At 66.9% G+C, this 14717-nt stretch carries 10 protein-coding genes and 2 pseudogenes; 8 read left to right on the forward strand and 4 right to left on the reverse strand.

Annotation, left to right across the window (positions count from 1 at the left end):
• Window positions 1–141: 141 nt before the first annotated feature.
• The 4 genes from QE393_RS06060 to QE393_RS06075 all read right to left on the reverse strand — a co-directional run bounded on the left by QE393_RS06060 (window position 142) and on the right by QE393_RS06075 (window position 4853).
• The gene (locus QE393_RS06060) at window positions 142–810 is read right to left on the reverse strand and encodes a lactate utilization protein C (protein WP_027601281.1); all 669 of its coding nucleotides are present in this window, start codon (window positions 808–810) and stop codon (window positions 142–144) included.
• Window positions 807–2261, reverse strand: a complete 1455-nt coding sequence (locus QE393_RS06065) for a LutB/LldF family L-lactate oxidation iron-sulfur protein (RefSeq protein ID WP_310042567.1) — start codon at window positions 2259–2261, stop codon at window positions 807–809. The genes QE393_RS06060 and QE393_RS06065 overlap by 4 nt, the downstream gene beginning before the upstream one ends.
• Window positions 2258–3082 (reverse strand): (Fe-S)-binding protein, encoded by an 825-nt coding sequence (locus tag QE393_RS06070; protein WP_007162121.1) that lies wholly within the window; start codon window positions 3080–3082, stop codon window positions 2258–2260. Before QE393_RS06070 ends, QE393_RS06065 begins: the two co-directional genes overlap by 4 nt.
• A 73-nt stretch (window positions 3083–3155) precedes the next feature.
• Window positions 3156–4853 (reverse strand): lactate permease LctP family transporter, encoded by a 1698-nt coding sequence (locus QE393_RS06075; RefSeq protein WP_310042570.1) that lies wholly within the window; start codon window positions 4851–4853, stop codon window positions 3156–3158.
• A 221-nt stretch (window positions 4854–5074) separates the two neighbouring features.
• On the opposite strand from QE393_RS06075, the gene QE393_RS06080 reads away from it, so the two are divergent.
• The 8 genes and pseudogenes from QE393_RS06080 to QE393_RS06110 all read left to right on the forward strand — a co-directional run bounded on the left by QE393_RS06080 (window position 5075) and on the right by QE393_RS06110 (window position 14713).
• Window positions 5075–5842: an FCD domain-containing protein gene (locus QE393_RS06080; RefSeq protein WP_077173252.1), complete on the forward strand. Its 768-nt coding sequence runs from the start codon at window positions 5075–5077 to the stop codon at window positions 5840–5842.
• 566 nt (window positions 5843–6408) lie between these two features.
• Window positions 6409–7158 carry a methyl-accepting chemotaxis protein gene (locus QE393_RS22455; protein WP_237709571.1) on the forward strand — a complete coding sequence of 250 codons (750 nt, stop codon included), beginning with the start codon at window positions 6409–6411 and terminating at the stop codon, window positions 7156–7158.
• Between the two features lie 11 nt (window positions 7159–7169).
• Window positions 7170–7541 carry a response regulator gene (locus tag QE393_RS06090; protein WP_007162125.1) on the forward strand — a complete coding sequence of 124 codons (372 nt, stop codon included), beginning with the start codon at window positions 7170–7172 and terminating at the stop codon, window positions 7539–7541.
• A gap of 20 nt (window positions 7542–7561) precedes the next feature.
• Window positions 7562–7867 (forward strand): STAS domain-containing protein, encoded by a 306-nt coding sequence (locus QE393_RS06095; RefSeq protein WP_027601278.1) that lies wholly within the window; start codon window positions 7562–7564, stop codon window positions 7865–7867.
• On the forward strand, window positions 7864–10035 hold the full coding sequence (locus QE393_RS06100) for a chemotaxis protein CheA (RefSeq protein ID WP_074584554.1): 2172 nt from the start codon (window positions 7864–7866) through the stop codon (window positions 10033–10035). Before QE393_RS06095 ends, QE393_RS06100 begins: the two co-directional genes overlap by 4 nt.
• Window positions 10036–10055: 20 nt before the next feature.
• A pseudogene (locus QE393_RS22460) lies at window positions 10056–11576 on the forward strand (MCP four helix bundle domain-containing protein); the annotation flags it as partial.
• A gap of 57 nt (window positions 11577–11633) precedes the next feature.
• Window positions 11634–12491, forward strand: a pseudogene (locus tag QE393_RS22465) (methyl-accepting chemotaxis protein); the annotation flags it as partial.
• 47 nt (window positions 12492–12538) lie between these two features.
• A complete protein-coding gene (locus tag QE393_RS06110) occupies window positions 12539–14713 on the forward strand; it encodes a methyl-accepting chemotaxis protein (RefSeq protein ID WP_273809528.1) in 2175 nt (724 codons plus the stop codon).
• The last annotated feature ends 4 nt before the right edge of the window (window positions 14714–14717 follow it).

The following is a 14717-nucleotide window of genomic DNA, read 5'->3' on the forward strand; positions in this document are numbered from 1 at the left end:
CGCGCGGAAGATCGAATTCGTGGACAAGGCTGCGCCGTTGTCACCCTACGCATGCCCCCGCCGTAGGGTGGAAAACCGCGTAGCGTTTTCCACGCGAGTTAACTGAAGGAGAGGGTTAGGGGGTGAGGGGGACCACAACCCTCACTCATCCTCGACGATCAGCACCACCAGATCCTTGGGCCCGTGGGCGCCATAGGCCAGCACCTGTTCGATGTCGGCGGTCTTGGACGGCCCGGAGATCAGCAGGGCGTTGGTCGGCATGCCGTCCTGCCAGCGGTGCCGTTGCTGCAACTCGTAGAAGTTGTCCACCACGGTGCTGGCCCTGAGCAGGGCGATATGCAGCGGGGGCACCAGGCTCATCAGGCGCGGTTCCTGGCGATCCGGCCAGAGCACCAGGCTGCCGGTGGCGGCCAGGGCGCCCAGGGTGCCGGTTAGGCTGGCCGGGGTGTCGTTGAACAGCTCGGCCTTCCATTCTTCCACGGGGCGATCATAGGCCTTCCAGCGCGGTGAGCCGTCGCCCTGCCAGCGCTCCACCAGGCGCGCGCCGTGGGGCGTGCCGGGGGCGATCAGCAGTTGGTCCAGCCCCCGTTCGGCGAGGATGCGCTCGACCAGCGTCGGCCAGTCCGCCGCGGTGGTCAAATGGGTTTCGGTATGCACCGTTTCCATCAGGGTACGCAGGCGGGCGACGCGCTCTTCAGGCGGATAGCGCCAGGGTTCGGTCACCAGGGCTTCGTCGAAGGTGTCCGCCAGCGGCTGGGTGCCCTGCAGACTGCCGCGCAGCTTGGCGAGGATGTTGTCGCGGGCGCTCATGGGCGTTTCTCCAGGTGTTCGCGGGCCAATTCGTGCAGCGAGCGGGATGCCGGCCTGGGCGCGCTGTGGTGTTCCGTCCAGGGGCCGAGCTGGCCCGGGGTGAAGCGGCCGAAGCGGGTGGCCAGGTAGCTGAAGCCACGGTAGAGCAGCGGCGAGGTGTAGAGGCTCTGCCAGGCGTGCCAGGTCCAGCGCTCCCGGGCGGAGAACTTGCTGCCCTGGCCGCGCAGCAGGTGCGGCTCGGCTTCGGGGGCCTTGACGTTCTCTTCGCGCAATCGCCGCAACAGCGCCGGAATCGGGATCTTGACCGGGCAGACCTCGCCGCAGGCGCCGCACAGCGAGGAGGCGCTGGGATGATCGGGTGCGCGCTCCAGGCCGACCAGGTGCGGGGTGATGATGGCGCCGATGGGACCGGGATAGACCTCGCCATAGGCGTGGCCGCCGATGCGGGTATAGACCGGGCAGTGATTCATGCAGGCGCCGCAGCGGATGCAGTTGAGGGTCTGGCGCAATTCGCTGTCGGCGAAGGCCTGGCTGCGACCATTGTCCAGCAGCACCAGGTGCACCTCGCGCGGGCCGTCCAGTTCATCGGCCTTGCGCGGGCCGGAGATCATGTTGACGTAGGTGGTAATCGGCTGGCCCAGGGCGGAGCGGGTCAGCAGCGACAGCAGCGGCACCACGTCGCGCAGATTCTCCACCACCTTCTCGATGCCGGTCACGGCGATGTGCACCGGCGGCACCGTGGTGGACATTCGCCCATTGCCCTCGTTTTCCACCAGCAGCAGGGTGCCGGTCTCGGCGACGGCGAAGTTGACCCCGGAGATGCCGATGTCGGCCTCGAAGAATTTCTGCCGCAGCACCCGCCGACCGGTCTGGATGAGTTCGTCGACGTCGGTGGTGTAGGGCTCGTCCAGATGCTCGTGGAAGAGGGTGCCGACCTGCTGCCGGTTGAGGTGGATGGCCGGCATGATGATGTGCGACGGCTTCTCGCCGGCGAGCTGGATGATGTACTCGCCCATGTCCGACTCCAGGCAGTCGATGCCCTGGGCGCCGAGGACGTGGTTCATGTCCATCTCTTCGCTGACCATGGACTTGCCCTTGATCAGCAGTTTGGCCGCATGGCGCTCGGCGATCTGCTGGACGATGGCGTTGGCCTCGGCCGTGGTCTCGGCCCAGTGCACCTGGACGCCATTGCGCGTGAGGTTGGCCTCCAGGCGTTCCAGCAGCTCCGGCAGCTTGGACAGCGCCCGGGCACGAGTGCGATTGCCCAGTTCGCGCAGGCGCTCGCGCTCGTCGGCATCGCTCATGCTGGCCAGGCGCTTGGTCATCAGCGAATCCATGGCCGTGCGGAAGTTGCGCCTGAGCTGGTCGTCGCCCAGGGCCTGCCGCGCACGGGTCTTGAAGGGAGGCGCTTCGCTGAGGTCGGTGAGGGGGATCTTCAGCATCTCGTTCATGCGGCACCTCCGATACGGCGCCAGAGAAAGCTCGCCAGGTGTTCGCCACGCAGGGCGGCGCGCTGCTTTTCCAGGGCGCCGTTGATGTTCATCAGGCACCCGCAGTCGGCGGTGAGCACCTGGGCCGCGCCGCTGTCCTGCAGGGCACGGGTCTTGTCCGCCACCATGGCGCCGGAGATGTCCGGCATCCGCACCGAGAAGGTGCCGCCAAAGCCGCAGCATTCGCTCTCGTGGTCATGGTCGACACGCTCCACGGCCTCTAGCTGGCCGAGCAGGGCGCGGCCGTGCAGGTGGGTCTGCATCTCGCGGCGGGCGCTGCACGAGGTATGCAGCGCCACCTTGGTCGGGGCGCCGCGATCCTGGTAGTCGACCTGGCAGACGTGCAGCAGGAATTCCGCGAGCTCGTAGGTGCGCTCGGCCAGATCCTGCACCTGACGCAGGGTCTCGGGTTCGTCGGCGAACAGCTCGGCATAGTGATGGCGCAGCATGCCGGCGCAGGAGCCGGAAGGCACCACCACCGGCCAGGGCTCGGCGAACAGCGCCAGCTGGGTGCGCGCCACGGCGCGGGCTTCCTCGGTGTAGCCCGAGGTGTAGGCCGGCTGGCCGCAGCAACTCTGCGCCTGGGGGAAATGCACGCGCAGGCCTTCGCGCTCCAGCAGGCGGATGCTGTCCATGCCGGCTTCGGGATAGAAGAGGTCCACCACGCAGGTGCCGAACAGATAGACCTGGGTCGGCTTCTGCTGCGGATAGGTCCGCGGCGGCGCCAGCGGTGGCGCGGTGCGGGTGGCATTAGGGGCGGCGTTGTAGAAAAGATCGTTCATCAGGCGTCACTCCGGGTTGGCCCGGTAATAAGAGGACCGGCGACGGCCTGAACCGCCGCCGGGAACCGCGTGATCAGTGCACCAGCATGCCGGTGAACACATAGGCCTGCGCCAGGGTGATCAACCCGACCAGCACGGCGAAGCCGATGCTGTGGCGCACGGTGAAGCGGAACAGGTCGGATTCCTTGCCCACCATGCCGGTGGCGGCGCAGGCCACGGCGATGGATTGCGGGGAGATCATCTTGCCAGTCACGCCGCCGGAGCTGTTGGCCGCCACCAGCAGGGTGTCGGAAACACCGATCTGGTGCGCGGTGGTGGCCTGCAGCGAGCCGAACAGGGCGTTGGACGAGGTATCCGAACCGGTCAGGAACACCCCCAGCCAGCCCAGCAGCGGCGAGAAGAAGGGGAACAGCGCGCCGGTACCGGCCAGCAGCAGGGCCAGGGTGGTGGACATCCCCGAGTAGTTGACGACGAAGGCGAAGGCCAGCACCAGTCCGATGGACAGGATCGGCTTGCGCAACTCCACCAGGGTTTCCTTGAACACGCCCAGGGCGGTCGAGGGCTTGATGCGGAAGATGGCCATGGAGATCAGCGCCGAGATCAGGATGGCGGTGCCCGAGGCCGACAGCAGATCGAGCTTGTAGACCGCCGGCATGGGCGTCGGGGTGGCCACGATCGGCAGCGTCTTGAGCACCAGCTTGTCCAGGTAGGGCACCGGCACGTTGATCACCAGGGCATAGAGGGCACCGCCGCTGGCGAACAGCGCCTTGAAGGCCTTGGTGGTCCAGATCGTCACCACCACGGTCAGGATCAGGAACGGCGACCAGGCCTTGATCACGGTGCCCAGCGAATGCTCGGGCGGCAGGCGACCGCCGCTGCCGAAGCCCGCGCCGCCGCCCAGCATGGCGGCGCCGCCACCGCCAGCGACCACTGCAGTCGCACCCGCGGTAGCGTGCTGCGGCTGGCGCAGCTTGAGATAGCCGGTGAGGGCGATCATGGCGGCCAGCGACGAGGTGATGTCGGGCAGTTCCGGACCGATGAAGTTGGAGGTCAGGTACTGGAACACGGCAAAGGTGCCGCCGCAGATCAGCGCCGGCTTCCAGGTTTCCCGCAGGCCGCGCATGCCGTCCATCATGAACATCAGCCACAGCGGCACCAGCAGCGACAGCAGCGGCAGCTGGCGACCGGTCATGGCGCCGATCTTGAAGGCGTCGATGCCGGTCACCTGGCCGGCGACGATGGTCGGGATGCCCAGGGCGCCGAAGGCCACCGGCGCGGTGTTGGCGATCAGGCAGAGCCCGGCCGCCTTCAGCGGATTGTGGCCCAGGCCCACCAGCAGCGCGGCGGTGATGGCCACCGGCGCGCCGAAACCGGCCGCACCCTCCAGGAAGGCGCCGAAGCAGAAGCCGATCAGCAGCACCTGCAGGCGTTGATCGTCGGTGATGGACAGTACCGAGCTGCGGATGATGTCGAACTGGCCGCACTTGACCGTCAGCTTGTAGAGGAACACCGCCGTGACGATGATCCAGGCGATGGGCCAGAGGCCGTAGAGGAAACCGTAGCCGGCCGAGGCCAGCGCCTTGTCCACCGGCATGCGATAGACGAACAGGGCGATGAGCAGCGCGATCGCCAGGGTGATGGCGCCCGCCACATGGCCCTTGAGTCTCAGACCGGCGAGGGCGACGAAAAAGAACAGAATGGGCAAGGCGGCGACGAAGGCCGAAAGGCCCAGGCTGCCAAGGGGGAGATAGATCTGTTGCCAGGTTTCCATCGGGTGCTCCTTGATTGTTTTTGTAGGGAGGCGGCAGGACGGGGTTGCACAAGATCGCGACCTGTGGCAAAAATTGGTAATACCAATTTACAAGGGCGACTTCACGCACGTTAAGCGGGGTCTTTGTGCCTGTCAAACCCCTTGATGTGCGACTTTCGTCGGCCCAGCTCTTCCGCCTGGCGGACGGCCGCTGCTGTCCGCAGCATTTTTCGAGGTTTTTCATGGGGTTCGAACCGGTCAAGCAACGTCGTCTGTCCGACGACATCGTCAAGCACCTGGAGGCGCTGATCGCCGAAGGCTCGCTGCGCCCTGGCGAGCGCCTGCCGGCCGAGCGGGTGCTGGCCGAGCGCTTCGGGGTGTCGCGACCCTCGCTGCGCGAAGCCATCCAGAAGCTGATCGCGCGCGGCCTGCTGCTCAGCCGGCAGGGCGGCGGTACCTATGTCACCGAGGCGCTCAACAGCGCCTTCACCGATCCCCTGCTGCCGCTGCTGGAAAGCCGCGAGGAAACCCGTCGCGATCTGCTGGAATTTCGCCACACCCTGGAAAGCGCCTGCGCCTACTACGCCGCCCAGCGCGCCACCGAGCCGGACCTGGCGCGGCTGACCCTGGCCTGGGAGCGCCTGGAGGACTGCTACCGCCGGCGCGAGACCTTGACTCGGGAAGAGGAGGGCGAGGCCGATGCCGCCTTTCACCTGGCCATCGCCGAGGCCAGCCACAACGCCGTTTACCTGCACAGCATCCGCAGCCTGTTCGAATTGCTGCGCCATCACATGGTGACCAACATCGGCGGGATGCACGCCCAACGGGGTGAGACCCGCGAGCGGCTGCTGGAGCAACACCGGGCGCTCTACCAGGCGATTGTTGCGGGGGAAGCGGAGAATGCACGCGAGGCGGCGAGCCGCCATCTGGGCTATGTGAGAGAGGTTCTGGAGGAGGCTGGCGCCATGGCAGGCCGTCTAGCACGGGCCAGACGGCGCGATGAGCTCTAAAAAAAATCTGGCGTAAAATATTGTGATGTCATTATGCTAGTAGCATAAATTGAGCGTCCGCGGCTAAAGTTTAGCGTTCCAGAGCTGATAACCCGGTCACACCTTCCCGCCTTCGCTGGCGTCTAGACCGGTACCCTCCTGTGGAACACGCCTCTTCTTCGCCCTCGCTCGTCGACCTTACCTTCACTCCTGCATTGCTCGGTGCATGCGGCACCGGGGCGATCCTGTTCGTGGGCGGCGTGACGCCGACCACCCTGGCCCTGAGTGCCACCCAGGTGGTCCTGGCCGCCGGGCTGGGCTTCTGGCAACTGCGTCGCGCCCAGGCGCGCCAGGCCGATCGCGTCGCCGCCCAGGCCGTGAGCCAGAGCCCCGCCAGCGGTCGGGACGAAGCCCTCGAAGCGCTTTGCGTGGCTGTACTGCCGGTCTGGTCCGAGCAGATCGAAGCCGCGCGGGCCCACACCGAACAGGAAATCGTCAGCCTGACCAGTCGCTTCGCCGAACTGGCCGACCGCATCCACAGCGTGGCCGGCGCCGATCACGGCAGCGGCGACCGCCTGGTCAACCTCATGGCCAGCAGCCAGAACCAGCTGGACGGCATCCTCCAGGCCTTGCGCGAGGCGCTGTCCAGCAAGGGCGCGCTGCTCAACGAAATCAACGGCCTGGCCGGCCTGACCGAACAGCTCAAGAGCATGGCCAAGGACGTCGGCGACGTGGCGCGCCAGACAAACCTGCTGGCCCTCAACGCCGCCATCGAGGCCGCCCGTGCCGGTGAAGCCGGGCGCGGTTTCGCGGTGGTCGCCGACGAGGTGCGCAAGCTCTCCACCCTGTCCGGCGATACCGGGCAGAAGATCGGCGAAACCGTGGAAACGGTGAACGGCGCCATCGCCCGCACCCTGGAGCTTTCGCAGCTCCACGCCGAGCGCGACACCGGCACCCTGAACCAGTCCGGCGAGACCATCGAACAGGTCATCGGCACCTTTGGCGGCACCACCCGTGACGTGGTCGAGCGCAGCGATGCCCTGGCCGACAACGCCGCAGCCGTGGGCGGCGCCATCGCCGAGGTGCTGGTCGCCCTGCAATTCCAGGATCGCGTCAGCCAGATGCTAGGCCACATCCGTGACGACCAGGCCCGCCTCGAGCGCCTGGTGATCGACCGTCGCGCCCTGGCCGCCAGCGGTCAGCCGCTGCCGACCCTCGACACCCGCGGCTGGCTCGCCGACCTGGCCCGCACCTACACCATGGCCGAGCAGGTCGCCGTGCACCACGGCAAGCGACCGGCCGCCGCCCCCGCCGAATCCGATATCACGTTCTTTTAAGGAAAGCTGTCATGAGCAACAAGACCATTCTGATCGTCGACGACTCCATCTCCATCCGCCAAGTGGTGTCCATGACCCTGAAAAGCGCGGGCTACGACGTCATCGAAGGCTGCGACGGCCGCGATGCCCTGACCAAGCTGGACGGGCGCAAGGTGCACCTGATCATCAGCGACGTGAACATGCCCAACATGGACGGCATCACCTTCGTCACCGCGGCCAAGAAGCTGCCGGCCTACAAGTTCACCCCGGTGATCATGCTCACCACCGAATCCGATGCTGCCAAGAAGGCCGCCGGCCAGGCCGCCGGTGCCAAGGCCTGGATGGTCAAGCCGTTTCAGCCGGCGCAGATGCTGGCGGCGGTTTCCAAGCTGATCATGCCCTGATGGCCCCGGAGGCTGCCCCCATGAACGACATCGTTCGTACCCGCTTGCCCCTTACCGGGCCGCTGACCATCTACACCGCGGCCGACAGCAAGCCGCTGCTGATGGAGCCCCTGACCGCCGGGGTCACCGTGGCGCTGGAACTGGCCGAGGTCGATGAATTCGACTCCGCGGGTCTGCAGTTGCTGCTGCTGGCCCACCGCGAGGCGCAGCGTCTGGGCGGCAGCCTCGAACTGGTCGACCCCAGCCCCGCCGTCACCGAACTGCTGGAGCTGGCAGGTCTTGCCGACTTCTTTACCGCGGCCGCCGCGGAAGGTGTTGCCGCATGAACATGGACGAGATCCTCAAGACATTCATCGCCGAGAGCGAGGAATTGCTGCAGCAGATGGAAGCCGCGCTGCTGCAGATCGAGCAGGCGCCGGATGACGTCGAGCTGATCAATGCCATCTTTCGCGCCGCCCACACCATCAAGGGTTCGGCCGGGCTGTTCGGCCTGGACCATGTGGTGGCCTTCACCCATGTCGCCGAAAGCGTGCTCGACCGCATCCGCAGCAATGAGCTGGCCTTCGACGAGACCCTGTCGGCGCTGTTCCTGGAGGTCTGCGACCACCTCAACGGCCTGATCGCCCGGGTATCGTCCGGCAGCGAGCCGGAGCCCGACTTCCAGGCCGCCGGCGCCGTGCTGGTGCAGCGCCTGGAGCACTATCTGCAGCCGAGCGCCAAGGCCACCCAGCCGGTCGCCGCCGCCCGTACCCTGACGGCACCGGTCGATGGCGTCGCCGCCGGCCACTGGCACCTGTCGCTGCGCTTCGGTCCGGACATGCTGCGCAATGGCATGGATCCGCTGGCCTTCGTGCGTTACCTCAACAGCTTTGGCCGCATCGTCAACATCGTCACCCTGACCGATGCCATCCCGGCCGCGGCGGAGATGGATCCGGAGACCTGCTACCTGGGCTTCGAGGTCGCCTTCGACAGCGACGCCGACAAGGCGACCATCGAGGCGGCCTTCGAATTCGTCCGCGAGGACAGCCAGATCCGCATCCTGCCGCCGCACAGCCGCAGCAGCGACTACTGCCAGCTGATCGACGACTTGGCCGAGGAAGACCTCCGCCTGGGCGAGATCCTGGTGCGTTGCGGCACCCTGACCGCCACCGAACTGGACGAGGTGCTGCGTCGCCAGGCCGATCCGGCCACGCCGCGCCAGCCCATCGGCGAAGCCCTGGTGGAGGCCCAGCTGGTCAATCCGCCGGTGGTGGATGCGGCCCTGAACAAGCAGCGCAAGATCAAGGAGCAGCGCGCGCCGGCCGGCGAAGGCCAGCTGATCCGTATCGACGCGACCAAGCTCGACCAGCTGATCGATCTCATCGGCGAGCTGATCATCGCCGGTGCTGGGACCCAGCTGATCGCCCAGCAGAGCGGTCTGGCGGCTCTGGTGGAATCCACCGGGGTGCTGTCGCGCCTGGTGGAAGAGGTCCGCGACACCGCCCTGACCCTGCGCATGGTGCAGATCGGTACCACCTTCAATCGTTTCCAGCGCGTGGTCCGCGACGTCTCCAAGGAAATCGGCAAGGACATCGCCCTGCGCATCAGCGGCGGCGAGACCGAGCTGGACAAGACCGTGGTGGAAAAGATCGGCGATCCGCTGACCCACCTGATCCGCAACGCCATGGACCATGGCATCGAATCCGCCGAGCTGCGCCTGGCGCGGGGCAAGCCGGCCCAGGGCACCGTGGGGCTCAACGCCTACCACGAGTCGAGCAGCATCGTCATCGAGGTCACCGACGACGGCGGCGGTCTGTCGCGCGAGCGCATCCTGCGCAAGGCGACCGAGCGCGGCCTGATCGCCGAGGGCCAGGTGCTGGCCGACAAGGACGTGTTCAACCTGATCTTCGAACCGGGCTTCTCCACCGCCGAGCAGATCAGCAACCTGTCCGGTCGCGGCGTCGGCATGGACGTGGTGAAAAAGAACATCACCGCCCTGCGCGGCAGCGTCGACCTCACCAGCGAGGAAGGCCGCGGCACCACGGTGACCATTCGCCTGCCCCTGACCCTGGCGATCATCGACGGCTTCCTCATCGGCGTTGGCAAGGCCACCTACGTGGTGCCCCTGGAGGCGGTGGAGGAGTGCATCGAGCTGACCGAGGCGGCCAGTGTCCAGGCCAACGGCAACGACTACCTCGACCTGCGCGGCGAGGTGCTGCCGGTGCTGCGCCTGCGCCAGCTGTTCGCCATCGAGGAAGCGCCGCCGCGGCGGCAGAACGTGGTGGTGGTGCGCTACGCCGGCCAGCGCGCCGGTCTGGTGGTCGATCAGTTGCTCGGCGAATTCCAGACGGTGATCAAGCCGCTCGGTCCGCTGTTCGGCCACAACCGCAGCCTGGGTGGTTTCACCATCCTGGGTACCGGCGCCGTGGCGCTGATCCTCAACGTGCCCGGCCTGATAGGAGAGGCCGCGTCTACCAGCGTTACTGCTCCAGTCCACGCTCCCGTGCTGACCTGACCGACAAGGAATTCGAGTCCATGACCGTTACCAAACGTATGTCCCTGCTGGTCCTCTCCGCATTACTGGGGATCATCCTCCTCGCTGGTATCGCCTACCAGCAACTCAGCCAGGTGTACGAGCGCGCCAATTACGGCAACGACAACACCGTCCCTTCGATTCTGGGAATCGATGCCATCGACGCCCACTCGGCCGACATCATCACCGGCATCTACCGCCATCTGGCCGCGGATGGCGACGTGGCCACCCGTGAGGCCGAGAAGGAGCTGACCGAGGCCCAGCAACTGACCGAGAAGGCGCTCAAGGACTATGAGCCGCTCATTTCCGACGACACCGATCGGCGCATGCTCCAGGACGATCGCCAGGCGATCGCTCAACTGAACGATCTCGTCGCCATCGTGCTGCCGCTGTCACGCGCCAGCCAGGACGAGGATGTCAAACGCATCCTCGGCGAGAAGCGCAAGGTCATCGACCATGTCGGCGATACCCTCGATGCGCACCGCGCCTACAACCAGAAACTGGGCAGCGAGCAGGCGCAGATCGCCGGCCACACCATGAGTCAGGCCACCGTCCTCTCGATCGGCATCGCCCTGGCGACCCTGCTGGTGGTCGGCCTGCTTGGTTTCTTCATCACCCGCAACCTGCTGCGCCAGCTGGGCGGCGAGCCGGCCGACGTGGCCAAGGTCGCCAACCGCACCGCCGCAGGCGACCTGCCCGACGACCTGCAGCTGCGCCCCGGCGATGATTCCAGCCTGATGGCCGCCATGCAGCGCATGGTGGTGACCCTGCGCGGTCTGGTGCAGGAAATGAGCACCATGGCCAGCGAGCACGATCGCGGCGAGACCGAGGCGCGCATTCCGCTGGAGCGCTTCCAGGGCACCTTCCGCAACGTCGCCGATGGCGTCAACGCCATGGTCGCCGGCCACCTGAGCGATTCTGCCAAGGCCATGACCTGCGTCAAAAGCTTCGGCGAGGGCGATCTGGCCGCGCCGCTGGAGCGTTTCCCCGGCAAGAAGGCGGTGATCAACGACAACCTCGAACAGGTCCGCGACAACATCCAGCTGCTGGTGGCGGAGATGGTGCAGCTGTCCGCCGCCCACGATCGAGGCGACACCGACGCCCGCATCCCCGTGGAGCGCTTCCAGGGCACCTTCCGTGGCATGGCCGAAGGCGTCAACGCCATGGTCGCCGGCCACCTGAGCGATTCGGCCAAGGCCATGGCCTGCGTCAAGCGCTTCGGCGAAGGCGATCTGTCGGTGGCGCTGGAGCGCTTCCCCGGGCAGAAGGCGGTCATCAACGACAACCTCGAACAGGTCCGCGGCAACATCCAGCGCCTGGTCGAAGACGCCAATCAGCTGAGCCAGGCGGCCATGGCCGGCCGGCTGGATACCCGCGCCGATGCCAGCGCCCACCAGGGCGATTTCCGCCGTATCGTCGCCGGCATCAACGGCACCCTCGACGCCATCGTCGCCCCGGTCAACGAGGCCCTGGGCGTGATGGCCGGCCTTTCCCAGGGCGACCTCAGCCGCACCGTGCGCGGTGACTACCAGGGGCAGTTGCTGGAACTCAAGGAGTCGATCAACGGCACCGTCGGCAAGCTGAACCAGATCATCGGCGACGTGCGCCTGTCGGCCGACTCCCTGGCCAGCGCCTCGGAAGAGATCTCCGCCACCGCCCAGAGCATGAGCCAGGCCAGCACCGAACAGGCCGCCTCGGTCGAGGAGACCAGCGCCAGCGTCGAGCAGATGTCGTCGTCCATCGCCCAGAACACCGAGAACGCCAAGATCACCGACGGCATGGCCGGCAAGGCCGCCCGTGAAGCCGGCGAGGGCGGTCAGGCGGTCGGCGAGACCCTGGTGGCCATGAAGACCATCGCCGACAAGATCGGCATCGTCGACGACATCGCCTACCAGACCAACCTGCTGGCGCTCAACGCCGCCATCGAAGCGGCCCGCGCCGGCGAGCACGGCAAGGGTTTCGCCGTGGTCGCCGCCGAGGTGCGCAAGCTGGCCGAACGCAGCCAGGTCGCCGCCCAGGAAATCGGCACCGTGGCCAAGAGCAGCGTGGCCTTGGCCGAGCGCGCCGGCACCCTGCTGGACCAGATGGTGCCCTCCATCAGCAAGACCTCCGATCTGGTGCAGGAAATCGCCGCCGCCAGCGAAGAGCAGAGCAGCGGGGTGAACCAGATCAACGGCGCCATGCTGCAACTGAGCCAGATCACCCAGCAGAACGCCTCGGCGTCCGAAGAGCTGGCCGCGACCGCCGAGGAAATGAGTACCCAGGCCGAGCAGCTGCAGCGGCTGATGGGCTTCTTCAACACCGGTGAAGGCCGGGTGGTGCAGGACCTGGAGCGTGCGCTGGAGGCTTCGCGGCCCCGGGCCACCCGGGTCCCGGGCAAGGCCCTGCGCACGGGTACCTCGGGCGTGCCTGACGGCTACGTCCCTTTCGAATCCTGACCCCTATCCAACGGCCACCTGCGGGTGGCCTTTTTGAGATCATCGACATGACCGTCATCAAGAAAATGCTGCTGCTGGTGCTGTCCGCGCTATTGGGCATCCTGGTGCTGGCCGGCACCGGGCAATACGAGATCGACCAGGTGTTCCAGGCGGCCAACTACGGCAACGACAACACCGTCCCCAGCCTCAAGGCGCTCGGCGAGGTCAATGACAGCCGCTCCGACTACGTGGTGGGCATCTATCGCCACGTGCTGTCGACCAGTCCCGAGGCGATGACCACGGTGGAGCAGGACCTGGCCGCGGCCAAGGAGCGTATCGGCCAGAATCTCGGCAAGTACGAAGCGCTGGTCTCGGACGACCGTGATCGTGGGCTGCTGGCCGCCGATCGCGCCGCCTTCAATGCGCTGTTCAGCCTCGGCGACCAGGTCATCGCCCTGTCGCGGCAGAATCGCAACGACGATGCCCAGACCCTGATGCGCAGCCGCACCGACGTGATGCTGGCCATCAACAAGGCCCTCGATGAGCACGTCGCCTACAACCAGACCCTGGCAACGCAAGGCGTGCAGGTCGCCCAGAAGACCAAGGTCGAGGCCACCTGGCTGGCCCTGTCCATCGCCCTGGCGACCCTGCTGGCGGTGGCTCTGCTGGGCTTCTTCATCACCCGCAACCTGCTGCGTCAGCTGGGCGGTGAGCCCGCGGCCGTGGCGACCCTGGCCGGCCGCGTGGCCGCTGGCGATCTGCCCGACGACATCAGGCTGCGCGGCGACGACAAGACCAGCCTGATGGCGGCCATGCAGAACATGGTCACCACCCTGCGCGGCCTGATCGGCGAAATGAGCAGCATGTCCGCTGCCCACGACCGCGGCGAAACCGTGGTACGCATCCCGGCCGAGCGCTTCCAGGGCGCGTATCGCAACATGGCCGAAGGGGTCAACGGCATGGTCGCCGGCCACCTGAGCGATTCTGCCAAGGCCATGGCCTGCGTCAAGAGCTTCGGTGAAGGTGATCTGTCGGTGACGCTGGAGCGCTTCCCCGGCCAGAAGGCGGTCATCAACGACAACCTCGAACAGGTCCGCGGCAACATCCAGCGCCTGGTCGAAGACGCCAACCAGCTGAGCCAGGCCGCCATGGCCGGTCGTCTCGATACCCGCGCCGATGCCAGTGCCCACCAGGGCGATTTCCGCCGTATCGTCGCCGGTATCAATGGCACCCTCGACGCCATCGTCGCCCCGGTCAACGAAGCCATGGGTGTCATGGCCGGGCTCTCCCAGGGCGACCTCAGCCGTACCGTGCGCGGTGACTACCAGGGGCAGTTGCTGGAGCTCAAGGAGTCGATCAACGGCACCGTCGGCAAGCTGAACCAGATCATCGGCGACGTGCGCCTGTCGGCCGATGCCCTGGCCAGCGCCTCGGAAGAGATCTCCGCCACCGCCCAAAGCATGAGCCAGGCCAGCACCGAGCAGGCCGCCTCGGTCGAGGAGACCAGCGCCAGCGTCGAACAGATGTCCGCCTCCATCGCCCAGAACACCGAGAACGCCAAGGTTACCGACGGCATGGCCGGCAAGGCCGCGCGCGAGGCCAACGAAGGCGGCGAAGCGGTGGGTGAGACGCTGGTGGCCATGAAGACCATCGCCGAGAAGATCGGCATCGTCGACGACATCGCCTACCAGACCAACCTGCTGGCGCTCAACGCCGCCATCGAAGCGGCCCGCGCCGGCGAGCACGGCAAGGGTTTCGCCGTGGTGGCCGCCGAGGTGCGTAAGCTGGCCGAACGCAGCCAGGTCGCTGCCCAGGAAATCGGCACCGTGGCCAAGAGCAGCGTGGCCCTGGCCGAGCGCGCCGGGTCACTGCTCGACGAAATGGTACCGTCCATCAGCAAGACCTCCGATCTGGTACAGGAAATCGCCGCGGCGTCCGAAGAACAGAGTAGCGGAGTCACTCAGATCAATAGCGCCATGCTGCAACTCAACCAGATCACCCAGCAAAACGCCTCGGCCTCGGAAGAGCTGGCCGCGACCGCCGAAGAAATGAGCGGTCAGGCCGAGCAGCTGCAGCGCCTGATGGGCTTCTTCCACACCGGCGACGGGCGTGCGGTCCAGGACCTGGAGCGTGCCATCGAGCAGACGCGCCCGGCCGCGAGTCGCGCGGCCCAGCCGACCCTGCGTCGTCCCCAGATGGCCGCGGGCGGCCTGCCGGACGGTTACGTCCGCTTCCCGGAGTAATGGC

The organism is Pseudomonas sp. SORGH_AS_0211, from assembly GCF_031453455.1.
Classification (GTDB): domain Bacteria; phylum Pseudomonadota; class Gammaproteobacteria; order Pseudomonadales; family Pseudomonadaceae; genus Chryseomonas; species Chryseomonas aestiva.

What these genes read in the sequence shown, in the direction of transcription:
- QE393_RS06060 (WP_027601281.1), bottom strand. Translation starts at nt 810, where the DNA reads ATGAGCGCCCGCGACAACATCCTCGCCAAGCTGCGCGGCAGTCTGCAG.
- QE393_RS06070 (WP_007162121.1), bottom strand. Translation starts at nt 3,082, where the DNA reads ATGAACGATCTTTTCTACAACGCCGCCCCTAATGCCACCCGCACCGCG.
- QE393_RS06095 (WP_027601278.1), top strand. Translation starts at nt 7,562, where the DNA reads ATGAACGACATCGTTCGTACCCGCTTGCCCCTTACCGGGCCGCTGACC.
- QE393_RS06090 (WP_007162125.1), top strand. Translation starts at nt 7,170, where the DNA reads ATGAGCAACAAGACCATTCTGATCGTCGACGACTCCATCTCCATCCGC.
- QE393_RS06110 (WP_273809528.1), top strand. Translation starts at nt 12,539, where the DNA reads ATGACCGTCATCAAGAAAATGCTGCTGCTGGTGCTGTCCGCGCTATTG.
- QE393_RS06080 (WP_077173252.1), top strand. Translation starts at nt 5,075, where the DNA reads ATGGGGTTCGAACCGGTCAAGCAACGTCGTCTGTCCGACGACATCGTC.
- QE393_RS06075 (WP_310042570.1), bottom strand. Translation starts at nt 4,853, where the DNA reads ATGGAAACCTGGCAACAGATCTATCTCCCCCTTGGCAGCCTGGGCCTT.
- QE393_RS22455 (WP_237709571.1), top strand. Translation starts at nt 6,409, where the DNA reads ATGGCCAGCAGCCAGAACCAGCTGGACGGCATCCTCCAGGCCTTGCGC.
- QE393_RS06100 (WP_074584554.1), top strand. Translation starts at nt 7,864, where the DNA reads ATGAACATGGACGAGATCCTCAAGACATTCATCGCCGAGAGCGAGGAA.
- QE393_RS06065 (WP_310042567.1), bottom strand. Translation starts at nt 2,261, where the DNA reads ATGAACGAGATGCTGAAGATCCCCCTCACCGACCTCAGCGAAGCGCCT.